At 54.0% G+C, this 23,106-nt stretch carries 21 protein-coding genes and 1 other annotated feature; of the genes, 11 read left to right on the top strand and 10 right to left on the bottom strand.

The window, feature by feature from the left end; genetic code table 11:
* Positions 1–35: 35 nt before the first annotated feature.
* A complete protein-coding gene (gene rsmS, locus RAHAQ2_RS16370; RefSeq protein ID WP_015690305.1) occupies positions 36–209 on the bottom strand; it encodes a pleiotropic regulatory protein RsmS in 174 nt (57 codons plus the stop codon).
* Between the two features lie 95 nt (positions 210–304).
* Positions 305–841 (bottom strand): primosomal replication protein PriC, encoded by a 537-nt coding sequence (gene priC, locus RAHAQ2_RS16365; RefSeq protein ID WP_015698293.1) that lies wholly within the window; start codon positions 839–841, stop codon positions 305–307.
* A gap of 114 nt (positions 842–955) precedes the next feature.
* Between priC and RAHAQ2_RS16360 the strand changes: the two genes are divergently transcribed.
* Together RAHAQ2_RS16360 and apt are read left to right on the top strand one after the other, a co-directional pair.
* Positions 956–1,324, top strand: a complete 369-nt coding sequence (locus RAHAQ2_RS16360; protein WP_015698292.1) for a DUF454 family protein — start codon at positions 956–958, stop codon at positions 1,322–1,324.
* Between the two features lie 183 nt (positions 1,325–1,507).
* Positions 1,508–2,059 carry an adenine phosphoribosyltransferase gene (apt, locus tag RAHAQ2_RS16355; RefSeq protein WP_013576602.1) on the top strand — a complete coding sequence of 184 codons (552 nt, stop codon included), beginning with the start codon at positions 1,508–1,510 and terminating at the stop codon, positions 2,057–2,059.
* A 64-nt stretch (positions 2,060–2,123) separates the two neighbouring features.
* Here apt and RAHAQ2_RS16350 read toward each other — a convergent pair whose 3' ends face one another.
* The gene (locus tag RAHAQ2_RS16350; RefSeq protein ID WP_015698291.1) at positions 2,124–4,187 is read right to left on the bottom strand and encodes an alpha-amylase; all 2,064 of its coding nucleotides are present in this window, start codon (positions 4,185–4,187) and stop codon (positions 2,124–2,126) included.
* Between the two features lie 321 nt (positions 4,188–4,508).
* Between RAHAQ2_RS16350 and dnaX the strand changes: the two genes are divergently transcribed.
* From dnaX to RAHAQ2_RS25065, 8 genes are all read left to right on the top strand, one after another.
* Complete coding sequence (gene dnaX, locus RAHAQ2_RS16345; RefSeq protein WP_015698290.1) at positions 4,509–6,452, top strand: DNA polymerase III subunit gamma/tau; 1,944 nt, start codon at positions 4,509–4,511, stop codon at positions 6,450–6,452.
* Positions 5,788–5,852: a sequence feature (DnaX frameshifting element), on the top strand. (Overlaps the previous gene by 65 nt.)
* A gap of 41 nt (positions 6,453–6,493) precedes the next feature.
* On the top strand, positions 6,494–6,823 hold the full coding sequence (locus tag RAHAQ2_RS16340) for a YbaB/EbfC family nucleoid-associated protein (protein ID WP_013576599.1): 330 nt from the start codon (positions 6,494–6,496) through the stop codon (positions 6,821–6,823).
* Positions 6,823–7,428, top strand: a complete 606-nt coding sequence (gene recR, locus RAHAQ2_RS16335; RefSeq protein WP_015698289.1) for a recombination mediator RecR — start codon at positions 6,823–6,825, stop codon at positions 7,426–7,428. Before RAHAQ2_RS16340 ends, recR begins: the two co-directional genes overlap by 1 nt.
* Before the next feature lie 167 nt (positions 7,429–7,595).
* Positions 7,596–9,461, top strand: a complete 1,866-nt coding sequence (gene htpG / locus RAHAQ2_RS16330) for a molecular chaperone HtpG (RefSeq protein WP_037040127.1) — start codon at positions 7,596–7,598, stop codon at positions 9,459–9,461.
* 252 nt (positions 9,462–9,713) lie between these two features.
* Positions 9,714–10,358, top strand: a complete 645-nt coding sequence (adk, locus tag RAHAQ2_RS16325; protein WP_015698287.1) for an adenylate kinase — start codon at positions 9,714–9,716, stop codon at positions 10,356–10,358.
* A 269-nt stretch (positions 10,359–10,627) separates the two neighbouring features.
* Positions 10,628–11,590, top strand: a complete 963-nt coding sequence (gene hemH / locus RAHAQ2_RS16320; RefSeq protein WP_015698286.1) for a ferrochelatase — start codon at positions 10,628–10,630, stop codon at positions 11,588–11,590.
* 38 nt (positions 11,591–11,628) lie between these two features.
* Positions 11,629–12,948: an inosine/guanosine kinase gene (locus tag RAHAQ2_RS16315; protein ID WP_015698285.1), complete on the top strand. Its 1,320-nt coding sequence runs from the start codon at positions 11,629–11,631 to the stop codon at positions 12,946–12,948.
* 528 nt (positions 12,949–13,476) lie between these two features.
* A complete protein-coding gene (locus tag RAHAQ2_RS25065; RefSeq protein ID WP_015698284.1) occupies positions 13,477–13,737 on the top strand; it encodes a helix-turn-helix domain-containing protein in 261 nt (86 codons plus the stop codon).
* Positions 13,738–13,798: 61 nt separating this feature from the next.
* Here the strand turns inward: RAHAQ2_RS25065 and ybaL are convergent, their stop codons facing one another.
* The 5 genes from ybaL to copA all read right to left on the bottom strand — a co-directional run bounded on the left by ybaL (position 13,799) and on the right by copA (position 21,112).
* Positions 13,799–15,490 (bottom strand): YbaL family putative K(+) efflux transporter, encoded by a 1,692-nt coding sequence (gene ybaL, locus RAHAQ2_RS16310; RefSeq protein ID WP_015698283.1) that lies wholly within the window; start codon positions 15,488–15,490, stop codon positions 13,799–13,801.
* A gap of 237 nt (positions 15,491–15,727) precedes the next feature.
* Entirely contained in the window at positions 15,728–16,939 is a 1,212-nt protein-coding gene (locus RAHAQ2_RS16305) for an MFS transporter (RefSeq protein WP_015698282.1), read from the bottom strand.
* A gap of 45 nt (positions 16,940–16,984) precedes the next feature.
* Positions 16,985–17,464 (bottom strand): Cys-tRNA(Pro)/Cys-tRNA(Cys) deacylase YbaK, encoded by a 480-nt coding sequence (ybaK, locus tag RAHAQ2_RS16300; protein WP_015698281.1) that lies wholly within the window; start codon positions 17,462–17,464, stop codon positions 16,985–16,987.
* Between the two features lie 254 nt (positions 17,465–17,718).
* Positions 17,719–18,519, bottom strand: a complete 801-nt coding sequence (locus tag RAHAQ2_RS16295; RefSeq protein ID WP_015698280.1) for a TraB/GumN family protein — start codon at positions 18,517–18,519, stop codon at positions 17,719–17,721.
* 49 nt (positions 18,520–18,568) lie between these two features.
* Positions 18,569–21,112, bottom strand: a complete 2,544-nt coding sequence (copA, locus tag RAHAQ2_RS16290) for a copper-exporting P-type ATPase CopA (protein ID WP_015698279.1) — start codon at positions 21,110–21,112, stop codon at positions 18,569–18,571.
* A 91-nt stretch (positions 21,113–21,203) separates the two neighbouring features.
* Between copA and cueR the strand changes: the two genes are divergently transcribed.
* Complete coding sequence (cueR, locus tag RAHAQ2_RS16285) at positions 21,204–21,608, top strand: Cu(I)-responsive transcriptional regulator (protein ID WP_015698278.1); 405 nt, start codon at positions 21,204–21,206, stop codon at positions 21,606–21,608.
* Here the strand turns inward: cueR and RAHAQ2_RS16280 are convergent.
* On the bottom strand, positions 21,605–22,060 hold the full coding sequence (locus RAHAQ2_RS16280) for an NfeD family protein (RefSeq protein ID WP_015698277.1): 456 nt from the start codon (positions 22,058–22,060) through the stop codon (positions 21,605–21,607). The genes cueR and RAHAQ2_RS16280 overlap by 4 nt on opposite strands.
* Positions 22,060–22,980 (bottom strand): SPFH domain-containing protein, encoded by a 921-nt coding sequence (locus RAHAQ2_RS16275; protein WP_015698276.1) that lies wholly within the window; start codon positions 22,978–22,980, stop codon positions 22,060–22,062. Before RAHAQ2_RS16275 ends, RAHAQ2_RS16280 begins: the two co-directional genes overlap by 1 nt.
* Positions 22,981–23,106: the final 126 nt, after the last annotated feature.

Raw genomic sequence — 23,106 nt, 5'->3', positions numbered from 1 at the left:
GCGACAGGTTCCCCTGAAACAGGCAGCGGGGCGGGTTAAAGGTAACTGATCGAAAGCGTACTTTTACTGTTTTTCAACTTTTCCTGATAATCGCGTTGTACGATTTCCAGTGCTGCAAGCGCGGTTTCAGGGGCAATTTCATTGCACTCAAGCAGGTAAATCAAATCGACAGCAAGCTGAAGTTCGGGGGGCGCATTTTCTACGGACATATAGGCCAACATTATGATTAGCAGGTTTTGGACTTACTATTATAGATAAGAAAAGGCCCGGCCTGAACGCCGGATTAAAAAAATGTGATAAAGATTCAAAAACCTTTTTCCTGCCGCTCGATTTGTCTCTCTATTTTAGCCAGCGCCTGACGACAACGCATTAAACGCCCTTCGAGCGCCGCCAGTTCCTTCTGCACCCGCTGCTGATCGCTGAACGTCGCCAGATGACCCAGCGTGGTTTCCCGATCTTCAATCATTGCAATCAGACGCCGCTCGAACTGCTGAGTTTCCGCCAGTTTAGTGTAATTATCATGGCTTTTACGTTCCGGTGTCTGGTGCGTTTTACGCAGAGACTGGGTCGCCAGTTCGCGCTGCATGGCGGTGATTTGTGCCACCAGCCGTTCGGCGATAAATGCTACCTGCGCAGAGCGTTTTTCGACGACTTCCTGATTCAGTTGCTGCAAATTGGTTTTAATTTCTGCCAGATAATCGCGCAGCCGGGTACCTTTGGTTGAGAAAAGTGCGATATCAAACCGTGCCTGCGAGGCAGAAACATGGCCGATCGGTTCAATTTCCCGAGCCAGTGTTTCAATCTGCTGATCGAGGACATGTAAAATTCGTTCTGTGCTCACGATAATCTCCCTTAAACTCTGGCGTAGCTTACCGGTATGACAGCCTCTGCGCACTTGTTTACATTGAGAAACTGCAAATCGGCTACATGGCCTGTTTGAAACCGAAGGAAATGCATGAAACGCGTACTACTGATTACCGTTGGCTGGTTGTGTGTGGTGCTGGCGACGCTTGGCGTGGTGTTACCGTTGCTGCCAACGACACCCTTTTTACTGCTGGCCGCCTGGTGTTTTGCCCGCTCATCGCCACGCTTTCATCAGTGGTTATTGTACCGCTCATGGTTTGGCAGCTATCTGCGCCACTGGCACACACATCGCGCGTTACCGAAAGGCGTAAAACCGAAAGCGGTCGCGCTGATTGTGGTGACTTTCGCTATTTCGATCTATTTCGTGCCGATATTGTGGGTGCGTATTTTATTGGTTTGCATGATGTTTGCGTTACTGATCATGATGTGGCGATTACCAGTGGTTGACCTTGAGCAATAAAACAGGCGATCATGTCCGGCTGCGGGTTGCTTTTTAAAGCAGCTTTGCATAGATTTGGGCATCTCGTACGTCGGTGCGCTCCCAATTTCCTTCCTTGAACGACATGCTTTGTAAAGGCATGACGGGGGACATTTGACCGCCCGCGTTTAAGTATGAACAGCAGCTTTATCAGGCAATTACATTATGACCGCTACCGCACAGCAGCTACAGTTTATTAAAGACAGTATCAAAACCATCCCTGACTATCCTAAGCCAGGCATACTGTTCCGTGATGTCACCAGCTTGCTGGAAGATCCAAAAGCTTACGCTGCAAGCATTCAGTTACTGGCCGATCGTTACCGCGATGCCGGCGTCACCAAAGTGGTCGGCACTGAAGCACGTGGCTTCCTGTTTGGCGCACCGGTTGCGCTGGTTCTGGGCGTGGGCTTTGTTCCCGTGCGTAAACCGGGCAAATTACCGCGTGAAACCATCAGCGAAACCTACGATCTGGAATACGGCACTGACAGCCTTGAAATCCACGTTGATGCCATTCAGCCTGGCGAAAAAATTTTGGTGATCGACGATTTGCTGGCAACGGGTGGCACAATTGAAGCCACTGCGAAACTGATCCGCCGTCTGGGTGGGGAAGTGACCGATGCCGCATTCATCATCAACCTGCCGGAACTGGGCGGTGAAAAACGCCTGAACGATTCAAATATCAACTGCTACAGTCTGGTCTGTTTCGACGGTCATTGATGCTTGTAGAGTGGGTATGAACTGGCCTCGCCGTTAAACGCGAGGCCATTTGCTTTCTGCGCCGCTATTTTCCGCTATCTCCTGCCCAGACCACCATCACCTTATCGTCACCTTGCTGACGGCTGAAGGCATAGTATTGCGCCGTCTGCTGTGATTTATGCATGCCTGCACCCACCGCCGGATGTTGTTCCCTGAAAGTCCCCAGTTTTTGCCAGTGCCTGAGTAACACCTGTTTCGGGCCAGCCAGCTCATTCCAGTTCATGTCAGACCGCGTTCCCTGTAAAGGGTCGGAACCCGTCGGGCCGGACTCACGGCCGCTTTCATCGCCGTAATAAATCTGTACCGCGCCCGGTGCCAGCAGTAACAAATCTGCCGCACGCTGCTGCAATGGCAGAGAACCTTTGGCATCGGCAGCGAAAAACAGCCGGGTATCATGTGATGACAAATAACTGAGGACATTGAGATCCTGCATTTTTTCCGCCATCTGCTGATAAGTTGCATCGATGTTGGCAAAACAATTCAGCGCCGCTGCTGCCTGATCCTGAAAATCAAAATTAATCATCGCGTCAAAACCATTGGCGTAATAATCGCTTTTCATCACGCCGTGGCCCCACGCCTCGCCGGTCATCCAGAAGGGGGCGTCATCGGGCGCCTTTGAAGGATTGGCGGCTTTCCATTGTTTCAGTGCTTCGGTTGAACGGGTTTTAAGTAATGCCAGCGTCGGTTTTTCGACGTGTTTGGCGGTATCCACGCGGAATCCGTCAATGCCATAATCCCGCACCCACTGGCTGAGCCAGGTGACCAGATAATCACGCGGCGTTGCGCCGGGGATTTCGCGTGCGGCAGTGTCGGGCTTGTGGCGATAGAAAACAGGCAGGCCGCTGGCTTGTGTGGATTCCGTTTTAATATCCGGCAGGAAGGCCAGTGACATGGTCAGATCGTCATAACCGGGCGAGTCATAATCGCCAATATCGGTGCGGATCCATTTCTTTCCCCACCAGGTGCTCCAACCCTCTTTGTCACTGAAATTGATGTAATCATTAAAACTGTGCCAGTTCTGGCCGGGGCCGGGTTTCCAGTCAGTCCAGTTTTTGCCCAGCGTTTTTTCGATTTCATCGCCTTTGAGATACAACGAGCCAAAATGGAACGTTTGCATATCCGCCAGCGTGGCGTAGCCGGTGTGATTAACGACAACGTCAAACAAAATGCGGATCCCGCGTTTGTGCGCTTCGCTGACCAGTTTCTGTAAATCTTCGCCGGTACCCATATTGGCATCGAGTTTGGTCCAGTCGAGGGTGTAATAGCCGTGATAGGCATAATGCGGGAAATCGCCTTTGGTGCCGCCGCCGACCCAACCGTGGATCTGCTCGAGCGGTGAACTGATCCACAGCGCATTAACCCCAAGCTGTTGCAGATAATCGAGTTTTGTCGTGAGTCCGGCCAGATCACCACCGTGGAAAGTGCCGATTTCCTGCAAGCCGTCGCGGTGACGGCCATAGCTGTGATCGTTATCCGGATTGCCGTTGTCGAAACGATCGGTCAGCACAAAATACACCGTGGCGTTTTTCCAGCTGAATGTGACCGGCGTTTTACGTTCTGCTGATTCCAGCAACAGCAAACCGCCGCTTGCCGGATCGGGCATCATGGTGATGTGGCCTTTCGTCACGCTGGTGCTCTGGCCGGAGTAAAAATCGCGGACGGTTTCACCTTCAGCAAAAGTGCCGGAGACATCGACGGTCAGCGGTTTACCATCCCGGCGCGGACAGGTTTTCGCCACAGAAGCGACGGCTTCCTCCGCTGTTTTCAGGCTGAGTTGCAGCGTCGGTGTCCCGCTGCGGGTATCAATTCGAACCTGATAATCTCCCGCGCGGAATTGTTTCCAGTAAACCGGCGCGTGGTTTTCACAGGGTTGCAGCGACAGCATCTCGTTAAGCTTTACCGCAGCCGACGGTTGCCAGCACTGATTATTCTGATGTAATTCCAGCGTGCGTTGTCCCTTAGGTAACGTGGCGTGGCTGGTGAATATTCCGCTGACCGGTTCGGCGAAGCCGGGGAAGCCTTGCAGCGTCCAGGTGGCCTGGGCGGCGGGGGAAATGAGCAGTAATAAAGGCAGTGTCAGGTGTTTCATGGCTCTCCTTACGACAGGCAGGAAGCATTATCAGAACAGAGGTGAATTTAAGTGTAATGAAAGCGCAAAATTTGCCCTCATCCCGTGAGGTGAATTGTCAGGAGGAGGAAGAAGGCGGAGAAACTGCGGCGCGGTACGCAAAAGTAAAGTAATAGGAATGATGGCGACCCTGCTGGTACACTAAGAAGTGGTAGTCTGGCTCAGGCATCATTATGCCGGGTCTTCAGTCTCCGTTTCGCAGACCAGCGCAGAAAGACGGGTTAAACGATGTTTTTTCGTGTATCGTCAAATTATTCATTATAAATCAACGATGAAGTGTTAATGAGCTATCAGGTTCTTGCCCGTAAGTGGCGCCCCCAAACTTTTGCCGACGTCGTCGGACAGGAACATGTGCTGACCGCGCTGGCCAATGGCCTGTCGCTCGGGCGCATCCATCACGCCTACCTGTTTTCCGGTACCCGTGGCGTAGGGAAAACCACCATCGCCCGCCTGCTGGCGAAAGGGCTTAACTGTGAAACCGGGATCACCTCCACGCCTTGTGGCGTGTGCGATAACTGCCGCGAAATCGAGCAGGGCCGTTTTGTCGATCTGATTGAGATCGATGCCGCATCCCGTACCAAAGTGGAAGACACCCGCGAGTTGCTCGATAACGTGCAATACGCACCGGCGCGTGGCCGCTTCAAAGTTTACCTGATTGACGAAGTGCACATGCTCTCGCGCCACAGCTTCAATGCGCTGTTGAAAACGCTGGAAGAGCCGCCTGCGCACGTCAAATTCCTGCTGGCAACCACCGATCCGCAAAAGCTGCCGGTCACCATTTTATCGCGTTGTTTGCAGTTCCATCTGAAAGCGCTGGACGCTGAACAGATCCGCAAACAGCTCGAACATGTATTAACGCAGGAAACCATCACCACGGAACCGCGTGCGCTGCAACTGCTGGCCCGTGCGGCCGACGGCAGTATGCGTGATGCGCTGAGTCTGACCGATCAGGCGATCGCGATGGGGCAGGGGGCCGTCACCACGGAAACCGTCGCCCAAATGCTCGGTACGCTGGACGACGAACAACCGCTGGCGATGCTCGAAGCGCTGGTGAGCGCCGATGGCGGTCAGATGATGGCGCAGGTGGAACAGGCCGCATCCCGCGGGGTCGACTGGGAAAACCTGCTGGTGGAAACGCTGGCGCTGCTGCACCGTATTGCGATGGTTCAGTTGTTACCGTCGGTTCTCGATAATCATTACGCGGCGATTGAACAACGCCTGCGCGAACTGGCGCGTGTCATTCCGCCAGTTGATGTGCAGCTTTATTACCAGACGTTGCTGATTGGCCGCAAAGAGCTGGCCTATGCACCGGACAAACGCATGGGCGTTGAAATGACGCTGTTGCGCGCGCTGGCCTTCCACCCGAAAGTGATTATTGCTGAACCGGCTCCGCAACCGGTGGCCGCACCGGCGTATGTGGCACCACAGCCCGTACATCAGGCGCCGCCGCAACAGCCAACACAGCAAAATTATAATGCCCCGCCGCCGCAGGGAACTGCTGAACCGGCGGCGATGCCGGATTCCACCGCGCAACTTTTACAGGCGCGAACACAATTGCTCAGGCAGGGGAGTACCACCCCAAAAAAAGCTGAGCCGGCAGCGCCAGGAAAAGCGCGGCCGGCAACCTCAGCACTGGAGCGCCTCGCTTCGGTGACTGAACGTGCGCAGACGTTGGCCGTGAAGAAAGAACCTGCCGCGCCGATAAAAGAAGAGGCGTATCGCTGGAAAGCGATGATGGAACCGGAGGTCGCACCGGAGCCGGTGGCGACACCGAAAGCGTTGCGCACCGCGCTGGAACACGAAAAATCGCCGGAACTGGCTTCCCGTCTGGCGGAAGAAGCGATTGAACGTGATGAATGGGCGGCTGAGATCAGCCGGATGACCATTCCTAAACTGGTGCAGCAACTGGCGCTGAATGCGTACCGCGAGCAGCCGGAGCCAGGCAAAATCTGCCTGCACCTGCGTTCATCGCAAAAGCATCTGAATTCGCCGTCTGCACAGAAAGTGCTGACGGATGCCTTATCGGCACTGCATCAGATGCCGGTTGAACTGACCGTGCTGGAAGATGATAATCTGGCGGTGAAGACGCCGCTGGAATGGCGACAGGCCATTTATGAAGAAAAACTGGCGCAGGCGCGTCAGTCTATTATTGCGGATAACAACATCCAGACTTTGCGCCGTTTCTTCGACGCTGAGCTGGATGAAGAAAGTATTCGCCCCATTTAAACGCCGCGATTGTGACGCGGCCATTGCTGAGAGAGAAGACTATGTTTGGAAAAGGCGGCATTGGTAACCTGATGAAACAGGCCCAGCAAATGCAGGAAAAAATGCAACAGGCTCAGGCGGAAATCGCTCAGCTGGAAGTGACCGGTGAGTCAGGCGCTGGCCTGGTGAAAATCACCATCAACGGTGCACACAACGTGCGTCGTGTTGAAATCGATCCAAGCCTGCTGGAAGACGATAAAGACATGCTGGAAGACCTGATCGCTGCGGCGTTCAACGATGCAGCACGCCGTATCGACGAAACTCAGAAAGAAAAAATGGCAGCCGTGTCTGGCGGCATGCAATTGCCACCAGGCTTTAAGATGCCGTTCTGATGCAAACCAGCCCTCTCCTTGAATCTTTAATGGAGGCGTTGCGTTGCCTGCCGGGCGTTGGCCCGAAGTCTGCGCAACGTATGGCATTCCAGTTGTTGCAACGTGATCGCAGCGGCGGAATGCGGCTGGCACAGTCTTTAACGCGTGCCATGTCTGAAATTGGCCATTGTGCCGATTGCCGGACCTTCACCGAGCAGGAAATCTGTACGATTTGCGCCAATCCACGGCGTAAAGAAAACGGCCAGATTTGTGTGGTGGAAAGTCCGGCGGACATTCACGCGATAGAACAAACCGGTCAGTTCTCTGGTCGCTATTTTGTGCTGATGGGCCACCTGTCGCCCCTGGATGGCATCGGGCCTGACGACATTGGTTTAGGCCGTCTGGAAGAGCGTCTTGAAAGTGAAAATATTCAGGAAGTGATCCTCGCGACTAACCCGACGGTCGAAGGTGAAGCGACCGCCAACTACATCGCTGAAATGTGCGGCCAGTACGGCGTGCTGGCGAGCCGTATCGCGCACGGTGTGCCGGTCGGTGGCGAACTGGATATGGTCGACGGCACCACGCTGTCGCATTCCCTTGCCGGACGTCATCCCTTCCGGTTCTGACTGTTATGCGGGCGCGGTCTTCTGCGCCCCGTTTTCTTCCGCTATCCCTCTGCATTTCTTCTTAAAAAATTTTCCCTGCGCTTGAAAAGCACGACGCCTAACCCCACTTATTCCTCAACGTCTGATTTGGTCAATAACAGTATCTGGATTGAGGTAATTTGATGAGTATGAAAGGACAAGAGACACGCGGATTCCAGTCTGAAGTAAAACAACTGCTTCATCTGATGATCCACTCCCTGTATTCCAACAAAGAAATTTTCCTGCGCGAGCTGATCTCCAACGCCTCAGATGCCGCTGATAAACTGCGTTTCCGCGCGTTGTCTGCGCCTGAACTTTATGAAGGTGATGGCGAGCTGCATGTCCGTCTGGCGTTTGATAAAGAAAAACGCACACTGACGCTGAGCGATAACGGTATCGGCATGAGCCGCGACGAAGTTATTGACAACCTTGGTACCATCGCCAAATCCGGTACCAAAGCGTTCCTGCAATCTGTCGGTTCCGAGCAGGCGAAAGACAGCCAGCTGATTGGTCAGTTTGGTGTCGGTTTCTATTCGGCCTTTATCGTGGCTGACAAAGTCACCGTGCGCACCCGTGCAGCCGGTGCCAGCGCGGAAGAAGGCGTGTTCTGGGAATCGGCCGGTGAAGGTGAATACACCCTGGCCGATATCGAGAAAGCCGATCGCGGGACTGAAATTACCCTGCATCTGCGCGAAGATCAGGACGAGTTCCTGGATGACTGGCGCGTGCGTTCCATTATCAGCAAATATTCCGACCATATTGCGTTGCCGGTTGAAATTGAAACCCGTAACGAAGAAGACGACACCGTCACCTGGGAGCAAATCAACAAGGCGCAGGCCCTGTGGACCCGCGGTAAAGCGGAAGTCACCGACGACGAATATAAAGAATTCTACAAACACATTTCCCATGATTTTAGCGATCCGCTGAGCTGGAGCCACAACCGCGTTGAAGGTAAGCAGGAGTACACCAGCCTGCTGTATATCCCTTCACAGGCACCGTGGGATATGTGGAACCGTGATCACAAGCATGGCCTGAAACTCTATGTTCAGCGCGTGTTTATCATGGACGAAGCCGAGCAGTTCATGCCGAACTACCTGCGTTTCGTGCGCGGTCTGATAGATTCCAACGATCTGCCGCTGAATGTGTCCCGTGAAATTCTGCAGGACAGCCGCATTACCCAGAACCTGCGCAGTGCGCTGACCAAACGTGTTCTGCAAATGCTGGAAAAACTGGCGAAAGACGACAACGAAAAATACCTGCAATTCTGGAAACAGTTTGGTCTGGTCTTGAAAGAAGGCCCGGCAGAAGACGGCGCAAACAAAGAAGCGATCGCCAAACTGCTGCGTTTCGCCAGCACCCGCAACGACAGCAGCGAGCAGACATTGTCGCTGGAAGAGTATGTGGCGTCGATGGTCGAAGGCCAGGACAAAATTTACTACATCACGGCCGACAGCTATGCCGCCGCGAAGAGCAGCCCGCATCTGGAGCTGTTCCGCAAAAAAGGCATTGAAGTTCTGCTGCTGTCTGACCGCATCGATGAATGGATGATGAGCTATCTGACTGAATTCGATGGCAAAGTCTTCCAGTCCGTCAGCAAGGCAGATGACACACTGGACAAACTGGCTGACGAAAGCGAAGAGCAGAAAGAAGCCGAAAAAGCGCTGGAACCGTTTGTTGAGCGGGTGAAAACCCTGCTCGGTGATCGCGTGAAAGAAGTGCGTCTGACGCACCGTCTGACCGACACGCCTGCTATTGTGACCACCGGTGCTGATGAAATGACCACGCAAATGGCCAAACTGTTTGCTGCTGCGGGTCAGGACGCGCCGGAAGTGAAATACATCTTTGAGCTGAACCCGGAACACGCGCTGGTAAAACGTGCTTCTGATGTGGCTGACGAAGATCAGTTCAGCGAATGGATCGAGCTGTTGCTGGATCAGGCGCTGTTTGCAGAACGCGGCACGCTGGAAGATCCAAACCTGTTTATCCGCCGTATGAATACCTTGCTTCAGGCGTAATTCGCACGTCGTACCGTTAAACCGGAAGGGTGTCGTTAACACGACACCCTTTTTTGTTTATAGAAAACTCCCCGTAAGGCGGAGCCGTTATCCGGCTGCCCGTGGGCTTGCGGGCACAGTGAATAAAACGCCAGTCAGCGCAGGCTTAACCCCAATTTCAGCAGGGCTTGTTCCTTGAGCAAAAGTGCTCAGAATGGTATGGTTGAGCGTTTTTCGAGATTCATAAAAATTACATGCAAGGGGATTTACGCAATGCGTATCATTCTGCTGGGCGCTCCGGGCGCAGGTAAGGGTACTCAGGCTCAATTCATCATGGAGAAATTTGGTATTCCGCAAATTTCTACCGGTGATATGTTGCGCGCCGCTGTGAAGGCCGGAAGTGAACTCGGCAAGAAAGCAAAAGAGATTATGGATGCCGGTAAACTGGTAACCGACGAACTGGTTATCGCACTGGTGAAAGAACGTATTCAGCAGGAAGATTGCCGTAAGGGTTTCCTGTTAGACGGTTTCCCTCGTACCATTCCGCAGGCTGATGCCATGAAAGACGCGGGCATCAAAGTGGATTACGTGCTGGAATTCGACGTGCCTGACGAACTGATCGTCGATCGCATCGTAGGTCGTCGCGTGCACCCTGGCTCTGGTCGCGTTTATCACATCCATTACAATCCGCCTAAAGTGGAAGGTAAAGACGATGTGACCGGCGAAGAACTGATCACCCGTAAAGATGATCAGGAAGAAACCGTGCGTAAACGTCTGGTGGAATACCATGAGCTGACTGAGCCGCTGGTGTCCTACTACAGCAAAGAAGCCGAAGCGGGCAACACAAAGTACGTCAAAATTGACGGCACACAACAGGTCTCTGCTGTGCGTGACGAACTGGCTGCCATTCTGAGCTGATCGTCTGTTCTGCACGCTATCACGGGGTGACTTCGGTCGCCCCGTTTGTTTTTCTGAAGTCAGCGAGTCGTGAATAAACGCAGCCGGCGCATTTGCCACGTAAAGTATGAAGGGTATTAATAACTGTTCGCATTAATAGCTTTTGCCGTTGTTCCGATCCTCTTTGTTTTCGTTACAATGGCCTGCGCCTCTTTACTGCCTGACAAATAAACGGTGGCGCCCATCACTTTTTGCACTGGCTTCAGTGCCTTCAATTTAGGAAATTCAGCATGACGCAGACCAAATTCGGTGTTCTCCTGGTCAACCTCGGCACCCCGGAAGCTCCGACCCCGCAGGCCGTTAAAAAATACCTGGCTGAATTTTTGAGTGATATCCGTGTGGTAGATACGCCCCGCTGGCTGTGGTGGCCTGTCCTGAATTTGGTGATCCTGCCGCTGCGTTCTCCGCGCGTGTCCAAACTGTATAAAGCGGTGTGGATGGAAGAGGGCTCACCGCTGATGGTGTACAGCCGTCGCCAGCAGAAAGCCCTGGCAGAACGCCTGCCGGGTACACCGGTTGAGCTGGCGATGAGCTACGGCAAGCCGGGCATGAAGGAGCCGATTGAAAAACTGCTGGCGCAGGGTGTCACCAAAATGGTGGTGCTGCCGCTGTATCCGCAATATTCCTGCTCAACCAGCGCGGCGGTGTTTGACGGCGTTGCGCGGGTGCTGAAATCTCAGCGCCGCCTGCCTTCACTGAGCTTTATCCGTGATTACGCCACCCATCCGGCATACATTTCCGCGCTCAAGGCCAGCATCCTGCGTTCGTTTGAGCAGCATGGCGAACCGGATCGCCTGGTGCTCTCCTTCCACGGCATTCCTAAGCGTTTTGTGGCTGAAGGGGATGACTACGAACAGCGTTGCCGCGATACCGTGCAGGCGCTGACCGACGCGCTGCAACTGCCTGCGGGCAAAATTATGCTGACCTTCCAGTCACGCTTTGGCCGCGAGCCGTGGCTGACGCCGTACACGGATGAAACACTGAAAGGCCTTCCGGCTCAGGGTGTTAAGCACATCCAGATCCTCTGTCCGGGCTTTGCAGCAGACTGTCTGGAGACGCTGGAGGAGATCAAAGGCGAGAACCGTGAAATTTTTATTCATGCAGGCGGCGAGCGCTTCGAATATATTGACGCCTTAAACGACCAGCCGGAGCATATTGATTTGCTGCAACAGCTGGTCACTCAGCACTTCTGAAGGAAGCCTGAGTTTTTTGAATCTCCCGAGAATAATGCATGAAATTTCCTGGTAAACGTAAGTCCAAACACTATTTTCCGGTCAGTGCGCGCGACCCTTTATTGCGTGATTCTATGTTGCAGGAGATGCAGCCGGAATCGGATGCAGGGGCCTCTTATATCGTTGGTATCGACCAGACGATGGTCGATATCGAAGCACGTGTGGATGAAAATTTTGTGGCCCGCTACGGGCTGACGCCCGGAGAATCCAACATTCTTGATGATGAGATGTCGGAAACGCTGTATCAGGAACTGATGAGCAACGCCCTGATCACGCATCAGTTTGCGGGTGGCACTGTCGGTAATACTTTGCACAACTATTCTGTGCTGGCCGATGACCGTTCGGTGCTGCTGGGCGTGATGTGTAACAATGTTAAAATTGGTGATTACGCGTATCGCTATCTGTGCAATACCTCCAGCCGCGTGGATCTTAACTTCCTGCAAGGCGTGGATGGTGCGATAGGTCGCTGCTTTACGCTGATCAGCGATACCGGCGAGCGCACCTTTGCCATCAGCCCGGGCAAAATGAATGAACTGCATGCGCACAGCGTGCCGGAAGATGTGATTGCCGGGGCTTCTGCGCTGTTACTGACCTCGTATCTGCTGCGCAGTAAGCCGGGCGAACCGATGCCGGAAGCCACCATGCAGGCGATTGAATACGCCAAAAAGTATCATGTGCCGGTGGTGTTAACGCTGGGCACACAATACGTTATTGCGGAAGATCCCCAGGCATGGCGCGATTTTATTGACGATCACGTCTCGATCCTGGCGATGAATGAAGACGAAGGTTATGCGCTGACTGGCCTGAAAGATCCGCTGATGGCGGCTGATAAAGCGCTGGACTGGGTGGATCTGGTTCTGTGTACCGCCGGGCCGAATGGCCTGTTTATGGCGAGTTACACCGAAGACGAGTTCAAGCGTACCACTCAGCATCCGTTGCTGCCGGGTGCGATTGCCGAATTCAATCAATACGAATTCAGCCGCGCGATGCGTCGTGACTGTTGTCAGCAACCGCTGAAAATTTATTCCCATATCGCGCCATACATGGGCGGGCCGGAAAAAATCATGAACACCAACGGCGCGGGTGATGGTGCATTGTCGGCGTTGCTGCACGATATCGCCGCGAACGGTTTCCACCGGACTTCAGTGCCGAATTCCAGCAAACATGCCCGCGAATATCTGACCTATTCCTCACTGGCGCAGGTGTGTAAATATGCCAACCGTGTGAGTTATCAGGTGCTGAACCAGCATTCACCGCGTCTGACGCGTGGCCTGCCGGAACGCGAAGACAGCCTCGAAGAGAGTTACTGGGAACGATAAGGAGCCAGGTGGCTGTCCACGTCAAGACCTTGGGTTGCCACCCAAACTGGCCTTAAGAGGCGCCTGTCGCCGCGCCTCTTAAGAATCTCCGGCTCTTTTACTGCGCGCTGTCGCTTGAGGCTAAGTTTCAGCCAGCGAAGTGATAGCCGCAAAATCCCGCCGCTTTGCGGTTCCCTCCGTTCGGGTTACAACCCGCGTAAAAAGACACGCGGTTTTTCACCTCTCCTCCGGCGGTATTTTGGAACCAGCCTCAGGCTTCTTAAATCAAAACCCGTCGCACGATGTAATCCCCTGCAACAGCTTGAATTTTCTCTGAATCAGCCTCTCAGGTAACTGATTTGCATATTGGCAGTCAATAAGTCATTACGGTATGATCCGTGCGCTGCGGCACATCCGCAGTCGGGAATTGCACCCCGGATATTCTGGAGAATTAAACATCCTCATTATCTGGAGTTGCACTATGAAAAGAATTTCACATACCCCCACTTTCCTGCCGTTCCTTCTGCTGCTTACTCGCGGAGGTGAAGAATGAGCAATCAAAATGACTGGCATCCTGCTGACATCATTGCTGCCTTACGTAAAAGGGGCACTACGCTCGCGGCAACTTCACGCGCGGCAGGTTTATCCTCTTCGACACTATCAAACGCGTTGTCACGCCCGTGGCCAAAAGGCGAAATATTGATTGCCAGCGCTGTGGGTGTTGCGCCAGAGGTCATCTGGCCAAGCCGCTATTTTGATGATTGTGGGAAGGTAATCAGAAGGGCAGTGAGAGAGAAGCAATTGGTTTAGCAAGGGGCTTAAACAGGCGCAGCGATGAACTGCGCCTTTATTTTAAAGCAGTCACAGATTATCAGATCGGACAAAACGGCCGTTTTTCGTCTTCGGTCATAATATCGATTTGCAGCATACCCAGCATACTGTTGGCGATTTCCCGCTCGCCCATCACCACCCGATCCGCACCGCGCTCCAGGATATAGGTGACTTCATCGTCATAATGCGCACGGGCAATAATTTCAATATTTGGCCGCTTGACGCGGGCTGATGCGACGATTTCACCGGCTTCATAACCGTTGGGAATGGTCACCAGCAGCCAGCGCGCGCAGTCGAGACGCGCCAGATCCATCACTTCCTGATTGGCGGCATTACCCAGCACCGTGCTGATGCCCTGATCGCGCAGCGCTTCAACACGCGGACGTGAGTTTTCGATCACCACCAGCGGGATACCGGCGGCCTGAAGTTTTTCGCCAAGCAGGCTGCCCACGCGGCCATAGCCCACCAGCAGTGCGTGATTGCACAAATCGAACGGGATTTGCTTCTCATCTTCAACCGCTTCTTCAACGCTCTGGTCTTCGATGGTTTCAGTTTTCGCCAGATATTTTTCCAGCAGCGTGAACAGCAGCGGGTTAAACATGATCGACAGAATTGCCCCCGCCAGCACCAGATTACGGCCATGTTCAGACAGCAGTCCCAGCGAAATCCCCAGACCGGCGAGAATAAAGGCGAATTCGCCGATCTGCGCCAGACTGACGGAAATCGTCAGTGCGGTGCGTTTGGAATGCCCGAACATCTTTACCAGCATGAAGGCGGCGATCGATTTACCGAACACGATAATCGCCAGCGTGGCGATCACGGTAAGCGGTTCTCGCACCAGAATCATCGGGTCGAACAACATGCCGACCGACACGAAGAACAGCACCGCAAACGCATCGCGCAGCGGCAGTGTGTCATGGGCGGCACGCTGGCTAAGTTCGGATTCATTGAGCACCATACCGGCGAAGAACGCACCCAGCGCAAACGACACATCAAAGAATTCCACGGCGCCGTAAGCGATGCCCAGCGCTAAAGCCAGAACAGACAGCGTAAACAGTTCGCGTGAACCGGTGCTGGCGGTTTTGGCGAGGATCCACGGCACTACACGGCGGCCCACCACCATCATCAGCACCATAAACGCGATCACTTTACCAATCGTCACGGCAAGCCCGGTGAGCAGTTCTACCGGGCTGGAGTGATGGCTTTCCAGCATGCCGCTGAACGCAGGCAGCAGAACCAGCGTCAGCACCATCACCAGGTCTTCAACAATCAGCCAGCCGATGGCGATTTGCCCGCGCTGGCTTTCAATCAGTTGCCGTTCTTCCAGCGCCCGCAGCAACACCACGGTACTGGCGGTGGACAGACACAGCCCGAACACCAGGCCGGTGGCCAGATCCCAGCCCATCAGGCTCGATAACCCCATCCCAAGCAGCGTCGCTACCGCGATTTGCGCTACAGCGCCAGGAATGGCTATCGACTTTACGGCGAGTAAATCTTTTAGCGAAAAATGCAAACCGACGCCAAACATCAGCAGGATGACGCCGATTTCTGCCAGCTCCGGTGCCAGTGAAGTGTCTGCAACGAAGCCCGGTGTAAACGGACCGGCCAGCACGCCAGCAGCGAGATAGCCAACCAGAGGAGAAATTCGCAGGCGGTTGGCGAGCATTCCTAACAGGAACGCTAAGACCAGACCGCCGACGATGGTAGTGATGAGAGGCGTAGAATGATGCATTCAGACTCCTTCTGGTTATGCATAAAGCAAATATGTTGCTGATTGTTTCTAAGTTTATGGTAAAAATCGTTTTTACGTTGGGGAATTTTGGACTTTTTTATTTAAAATAATCAGCAGACGATAAAAAAAATTCCAACGCGGGATTTAAATGGGTTTTATAAGGCAGATATCAAGGGAATAAGGGTTCAGACGCTGCCGATAATTAACTATCGGCAGCCGGTAAGGAAAGGTTAAAGGCTATTTACGTTCAATATTCGGCAGGAATGCCGTCAGGATCCCGAGCAACGGCAGGAAGGCACAAATCTGATACACCAGCTCGATGCTGGTTTTATCCGCCACATAGCCGAGCACTGCCGCACCCAGCCCGCCCATACCAAAGGCCAGTCCAAAGAACAGGCCCGATACCATGCCGACTTTCCCCGGCATCAGCTCCTGCGCAAAGACCAGAATCGCCGAAAATGCAGAGGCCAGGATCACACCGATAATCACGCTCAGGATGCTGGTCCACATCAGACTGGCATGCGGCAAAAGTAGTGTAAATGGCGCGACGCCGAGAATTGAAGCCCAAATGACGTATTTGCGCCCAATCTTATCGCCCACCGGACCGCCGATAATGGTGCCCGCTGCCACAGCAAACAGAAAAATAAACAGATGGATTTGTGCACTTTGCACAGATACACCAAATTTGTGGATCAGGTAGAAAGTGTAATAACTGCTCAGGCTGGTCAGGTAGAAGTACTTCGAAAATATCAGGATCAGCAAAATACCCAGCGACATCACCACTGTTTTACGTGGCAGCACGGTCACCTGATTTTTCACCGGTCCGCGCGTTTTGGCGATCAGGTTTTGCTGGCGATACCATTTACTGATTTGCAGTAACACCACAATGCCGAGCAGCGCCGCCAGGGAGAACCACGCCACATTGCCTTTACCGTAAGGCGCAATAATCAGCGCAGCCAGCAGCGGGCCGAGGGCAGCCCCGAAATTACCGCCGACCTGGAACAGCGATTGCGCCAGCCCGTGACGTCCGCCGGAAGCCATGCGTGCCACGCGCGAAGATTCAGGGTGGAAAACCGAAGAGCCCGTCCCGACCAGCGCCGCCGCCAGCAGCACAACAGGGAAACTCTGCGCCACAGCCAGCAACAGCAGCCCGGAGAGCGTAAAGCCCATGCCGACCGGCAAAGAATAGGGTTGCGGATGCTTGTCGGTGTAATAGCCGATCAGCGGCTGCAACAGTGATGCGGTGATCTGATACGTCAGTGTGATCAGCCCGATCTGTGTAAAACTCAGGGAAAACTCGTTTTGCAGCAACGGATAAATCGCCAGTATCAGCGACTGGATCATGTCATTAAGCAGGTGAGAAACGCTGATCGCCGCCAGAATGGAAAACGCAGTCTTTTTGACGGCGTCTTTCTGCGGGCTGGCCGGCGTTGACGTCGTGTCTGTCATAGCGGAGGAAGCCTTCTTATTGTAGAGGTGCAGAGTACCGGTCCGTCAGCCGATTTTCGCGATCTCAGCAAACTGACCTTTCAGTAAGCGACAAAGATCGCCTGCCGCCAGTTCAATATCAAGACCGCGCTTACCGCCTGAAACATAAATGGTAGCGAACGTCTGTGCCGGGCTGTCGATCACCGTGGGCAACAGCTTTTTCTGCCCGAGCGGACTGATGCCACCGACCAGATAACCGGTAACACGTTGTGCAATCATAGGATCCGCCATATCGGCTTTTTTCGCCCCCAGCGCTTTCGCGACTTTTTTTAAGTCCAGTTGGGAGGCTACCGGCGTGACCGCCACGGCCAGATTTTTCGCATCGCCATTCAGCGATACCAGCAAGGTTTTGTAAACCTGACGGGCATCCAGACCGAGTTTTTTTACAGCTTCATCGCCAAAATTGGTTTCATCGCTGCTGTGTTCATACGGGTGAAGGGTGAAGCTGACTTTATTCTTTTCCAGGAGTAATACGGCAGGGGTCATAGCCTGTCTCCTCTGTTTTATTTTATGTTTTTGTTCGAAATTTCGTCAGCCGTTCAATCTGATGAAATTAAACAATAAAGTTCGATTATTAAGCGAGGAAGAAATAGTAGAGCAATGAATGGTTATTGCCAAGACCCAACACAGATTGGTACCCTGTGCCCGCCGGTGCTGTGCCTGTAAAGGCTGGCACTGAAGCTATAACTAATAAAATGAAATTCCTCTTTGACTGGCCGATAGAAATATCGGCCATTTTTTTAATCTTTCAGTAATTCCGGCAAATTCCCTTCGCCATACAAATGCAGTGCGCCGACGGCGACGACGTAGTTCCCCGGCGGAAGATCCAGAAGCAGTTGTTTCCAGCGCAGGTTACGCTGATTCATCAGTATGTCGTACAAATCGCTGCTGAAAGTATTGGGCAGAGGCTCGACCGCCAGCCCCGGTTTGGTATCCAGCCACCAGCTGATCATGGTTTGCAGCAGGCGGGCATTGGTGTGCCAGTGCGTCAGGGTATCTTCCAGCAGTGACAGGCCGTTGTCCGGCAACTGCTGCAATAATTCGAACTGTTCCTGTGGCCCTTCCAGTTCAATGATTCTCGTCCCCTGCTTTTTGGCGGTCTGCAACAGCTGATAATCAATGCCGTAATTTCCCCGTAATCCGAGGCGTTGCGCCTGCGTGGCCTGTAACATCAGTGCAATCTGCCACGACGGCAACGGATTGAGTGTCCACATGGATACGCCCAGTTCTTCGCATAGACGTTCGACGTGCAGATATTGTGATTCAGGCAGGCGTTCGGCCAGTGGCGGAAATTCACCGGTCATGCTGAAGGGAGATTCCGTGCCGCTGATATCGGCTTCCACAATCAGCGCATCGGCTTTTTGCAGGCGGCGCAAGAGTTGCGCAGGCAGCGGTTGCATATCCTGCGTACCCATATGAATGCTGCCGACCAGATGCAGTGCGCGGTTGCCGGGGAGCTGAATATCAATGGCGGGATACGAATACTCGACGGGAAACAGCCTGCGAAGCCAGCGGATCACCCGGTTGTAAAACTGCGCCATAATGCATGGTCTCCCGAAAAATGAGAGACCATGCTAACGCGTCAGCGTTTTAGCGAACAGAGGAAACGTCTTGTTTTTTCGGCTTAAAGTGCAACAGACGATTTGCATTCGCGACGACGGTAATGGAGGACAAAGCCATCGCCGCACCCGCCACTACCGGGCTGAGCAAGGTACCGGTCAGCGGATAAAGCACACCGGCGGCAACCGGAATACCAATCACGTTATACACAAACGCGCCCAGCAGGTTCTGCTTCATGTTACGCAGTGTCGCCTGCGACATCGCCAGTGCATCGGCGACACCGTGCACGCTCGGGCGCATCAGCGTAATCGCCGCTGTTTCGATAGCAACATCGCTGCCGCCACCCATTGCAATCCCGACATCTGCCTGCGCCAGTGCCGGTGCATCATTAATGCCGTCGCCGATCATGGCGACCTGCTGACCTTTGGCCTGCAACGCTTTGATAGCATCGGCTTTGCCTTCGGGACGCACACCGGCAATCACTTTATCGATTCCCGCTTGTGCGGCAATCGCCTGCGCAGTACGCGGGTTATCGCCGGTCAGCATCACCAGCTGATACCCAAGCTGATGCAGACGTTGTAAGGCGCTGACGCTGTCTTCACGCAACGGGTCGCGCAGCGCAAACAGTGCGGCCAGTTTGCCGTTTGCGGCCAGCAAGACCGGCGTCGCGCCTTCATCTGTCATGCTTTCCAGCAGCGTATTGGCATCAACGGTATCCACGTCATTTTCCTGCATCAGCGCCTGATTACCCAGTAATAACGCCGTACCGTCAACGTCACCGCGTAACCCCAGGCCGCCAAGGGTGCGGAAATTCAGCACGTCAGGAATGTCCAGCCCGTCAGCTTTTTCAACAATCGCCTGTGCCAGCGGATGGTGTGATCCTTTTTCCAGCGCGGCGGCAAAGCGCAACGCCTGATGTTCACTGATGCCGCTAAAGGTGTGTGTATCCGTCACTTTCGGCTGGCCTTCCGTCAGCGTCCCGGTTTTATCAAATACCAGCGTGGTGAGGGTACTGGCTTTTTGCAGCGCATCGGCATCACGCACCAGTACGCCGAATTCTGCCGCACGGCCAACGCCTGCGGTAACCGACATCGGCGTCGCTAATCCCAGCGCACAAGGGCAGGCGATAATCAGCACGGTAGTGACGATCACCAGCGTATACATCAGTTGCGGCTGCGGACCGAAGAAGTACCAGATTGCGCCGCTGAACAGAGCAATCAGCACCACGACGGGAACAAACACAGAAGAAATTTTATCCGCCAGCTTACCGATTTCCGGTTTGCTGCTCTGAGCTTCGCGCACCAGTTTGATGATCCGCGAAAGGGTGGTCTGGCTGCCGATGGCATCCGCGCGAAACAGCACGCTGCCGTCTTTGACCAGCGTCCCCGCATGGACTTTTTCACCCTGCGATTTCTGCTGGGGGATGGGTTCGCCGGTCAGCATGGCTTCATCCATCCAGGCTTCGCCGCTTTGAATCTCACCGTCAACCGGCACACGGTCACCGGTGGTCAGACGCAGCGTCATGCCTTGCTGCACTTGCGCCAGTGGCAGGGTTTTCTCGCCTTCTGCGGTGACGACGCGCGCGGTCGGCGGGGTGAGATCCAGCAAACGTTCGAGCGCTTTTGATGAACGCTGACGTCCGCGTTGTTCCAGCGCGTGACCCAGATTAATCAGGCCGATAATCATCACGCTGGCTTCATAGTAAAGATGGCGGGCCTGCATCGGAAACACGTCCGGCCACAGGCTGACAGCGAAGGAGAAAATCCACGCTGCGCCGGTACCGAGTGACACCAGCGTGTCCATATTGGCGCTGCCGTGCATCAGGTTTTTCCATGCACTGCGGTAGAAATGCCCGCCAGCGACAATCATGATCAGCAGTGTCAGCAGGCCGACAATCAGCCAGCCGGTCTGATTGCTGGCAGTGACCATCATTTCGCCGCCGAGCAATCCCCATAACATCATCGGGATACCGGCAGCCAGGCCGACCGCAGCCTGCCAGCTGAAACGGATCATGCTTTTGCGTGAAGTTTGCTGCTGGCGCTCACGGCGTTTGGTTTCGTCGATAATAATTTCAGCGCCGTAACCTGCACGTTCAACGGCGGCAATCAGCGCATTTTGATCCGCATCGCCGCTGACCAGCGCACTGCGTTCCGCCAGATTGACCCGTGCCCGTTCGACGCCGTCCACGCCTTCCAGCGCCCGTTGCACTTTGCTGACACAACTGGCGCAGCTCATGCCGCTGAGCAACAACTGTACGCTGTCGTCAGCGGCTTGCGGGGCGTGAATTTCAGCCGGAACAGGTGACGCGGCCGCTGACAGGGGTTCCGGCAAAACACTCGCCTTATCGGTCAGCGGCTCAGATTTTGGGGATGCATCTCCTGCAACCTGCGCGTCGTAACCGGCGTTAACCACGGCGTCGATCAGACTCTGGCTGCTGACATCGCCCTGGACAACGGCTTTATCCAGAGACACTTCAACAGAGGTGGTACCTTCAACCGCTTCCAGCGCTTTACGCGTTGAAGCAACGCAGTGCCCGCAGGACAAGCCTTGCAGGGATAATACGGTAGTCGTCATGATGAATTTCCTTTTTGCCTTGACCTGATTGTCAAATTTCACTAGTTATAGAGCATAAACCTTCCAGCAAGGGGAAGGTCAAGGAGGTAAAATGAACATCAGTGATGTGGCGAAAAAAACCGGGCTGACCAGCAAAGCGATTCGTTTTTATGAAGAGAAAGGGCTGGTCACCGCACCGGCTCGCAGTGAAAACGGCTACCGCAGCTATGCACAAAAACATATCGAAGAACTGACATTGTTGCGCCAGGCGCGGCAGGTCGGATTTACGCTGGAAGAGTGTCAGGAACTGGTGGCGCTGTTCCATAATCCTGACAGGCACAGCGCTGACGTGAAAGCGCGGACATTAGAAAAGGCCGCCGAAATTGCGCGGCATATTGAAGAACTGAAAGCGATGCGTGAACGTTTACTGACGCTCGCCGAGTCCTGTCCCGGCGATGACGGGGCGGATTGCCCGATCATCGACAATCTCAGCGGCTGTTGCCAAAAGCAACATTAACCGGCATCAGGTTCCACGCGCAGCGTTGCGCCTTCCACGCCGGTGATAACGACTCTGTCACCGACGTTGAGCGGCGTGGTGCAGATCGCGCGCCAGCTGCTGTCACCGATTTGTACCCGCGTGAACTGATTCGTTACCGGTTCCAGTACGGTGGCGTAAGTGCCCACTAATTGCTGGCCCCGCTGATTCAGGGCTGAATTACCGGCAGATTTATCCACCCGCTGGTTCAGCCATTTCCACCACAGCCATGCTGCCAGAATGGTCAGCAACGCAAACGCTGTCCCCTGCCATTCCCATGGCAGCGGCAGGATCCACGTGACAACGCCCACCAGGGCCGCCGCCACGCCGCTCCACAGCAAGTAACCACTCGCACCGGTCAGCTCAGCCGCCAGCAACAGGCCGCCCAGAGACAGCCAGAATACGTGCGGATTTGCCATGAAATCATGCAGCATTATTTGCCGCCTTTGGTTTCTTTTAGCAGTTCAGCAATGCCGCCGATAGATCCCATCAGACTGGTGGCATCCAGCGGCATCATGATGATTTTGCTGTTATTAGCAGTACCGATTTTCGTCAGCGCATCGGTATATTTTTGTGCCACGAAGTAGTTAATCGCCTGCACATCACCGGCAGCAATCGCTTCGGATACCATCTTGGTAGCCTGGGCTTCCGCTTCCGCCGCACGTTCACGCGCTTCTGCCTGCAGAAATGCTGACTGACGCTCGCCTTCGGCTTTGAGAATTTGCGACTGTTTTTCACCTTCAGCACGCAAAATGGCGGACTGACGTACGCCTTCAGCTTCCAGAATGTCGGCACGTTTTGTACGTTCGGCTTTCATCTGCGCATTCATCGCGGAGATCAGTTCAGCCGGTGGGCGCACGTCGCGGATCTCAATACGGGTGATTTTTACGCCCCACGGATTAGTGGCTTCATCGACGATATGCAGCAAACGTGCATTGATATTGTCACGTTGTGACAGCATTTCGTCCAGTTCCATCGAACCGAGAACGGTACGGAAGTTGGTCATCGTCAGGTTGACGATAGCCTGCTCCAGATTGCTGACTTCATAGGCAGCGCGTGCGGGATCAATAACCTGAATAAAACACACGGCATCGATGGCCACATTGGCGTTATCGCGGGAAATCACTTCCTGTGACGGAATATCCAGCACCTGTTCCATCATATTGATTTTACGGCCTATGCGGTCAACAAACGGCACCACCAGATTCAGTCCCGGCATCAGGGTTTTGGTATAACGGCCAAAACGCTCGACGGTCCACTGATAGCCCTGTGGCACGATCTTGATCCCGGCGTACACCATCAGCAACGCCAGCACGATCAGAATAAGGATAGGGATGGGAATGAGGTCAAACATAGTAGTAAACTCCTGTAAAATTGTGTTCTGACTATTCACGCGGGAATAATCCAATAAAAACATGTCCCTGGCGCACTCACCGACCGGTCAGGCGCGTCCTCAATTGTCGCACAAATCGTTAAGTCA

The sequence above is a fragment of the Rahnella aquatilis CIP 78.65 = ATCC 33071 genome, from assembly GCF_000241955.1.
Lineage (GTDB): Bacteria > Pseudomonadota > Gammaproteobacteria > Enterobacterales > Enterobacteriaceae > Rahnella > Rahnella aquatilis.
Note: the sequence above shows the minus strand (reverse complement) of the source record. Positions and strands in the feature narration are given on the sequence as shown.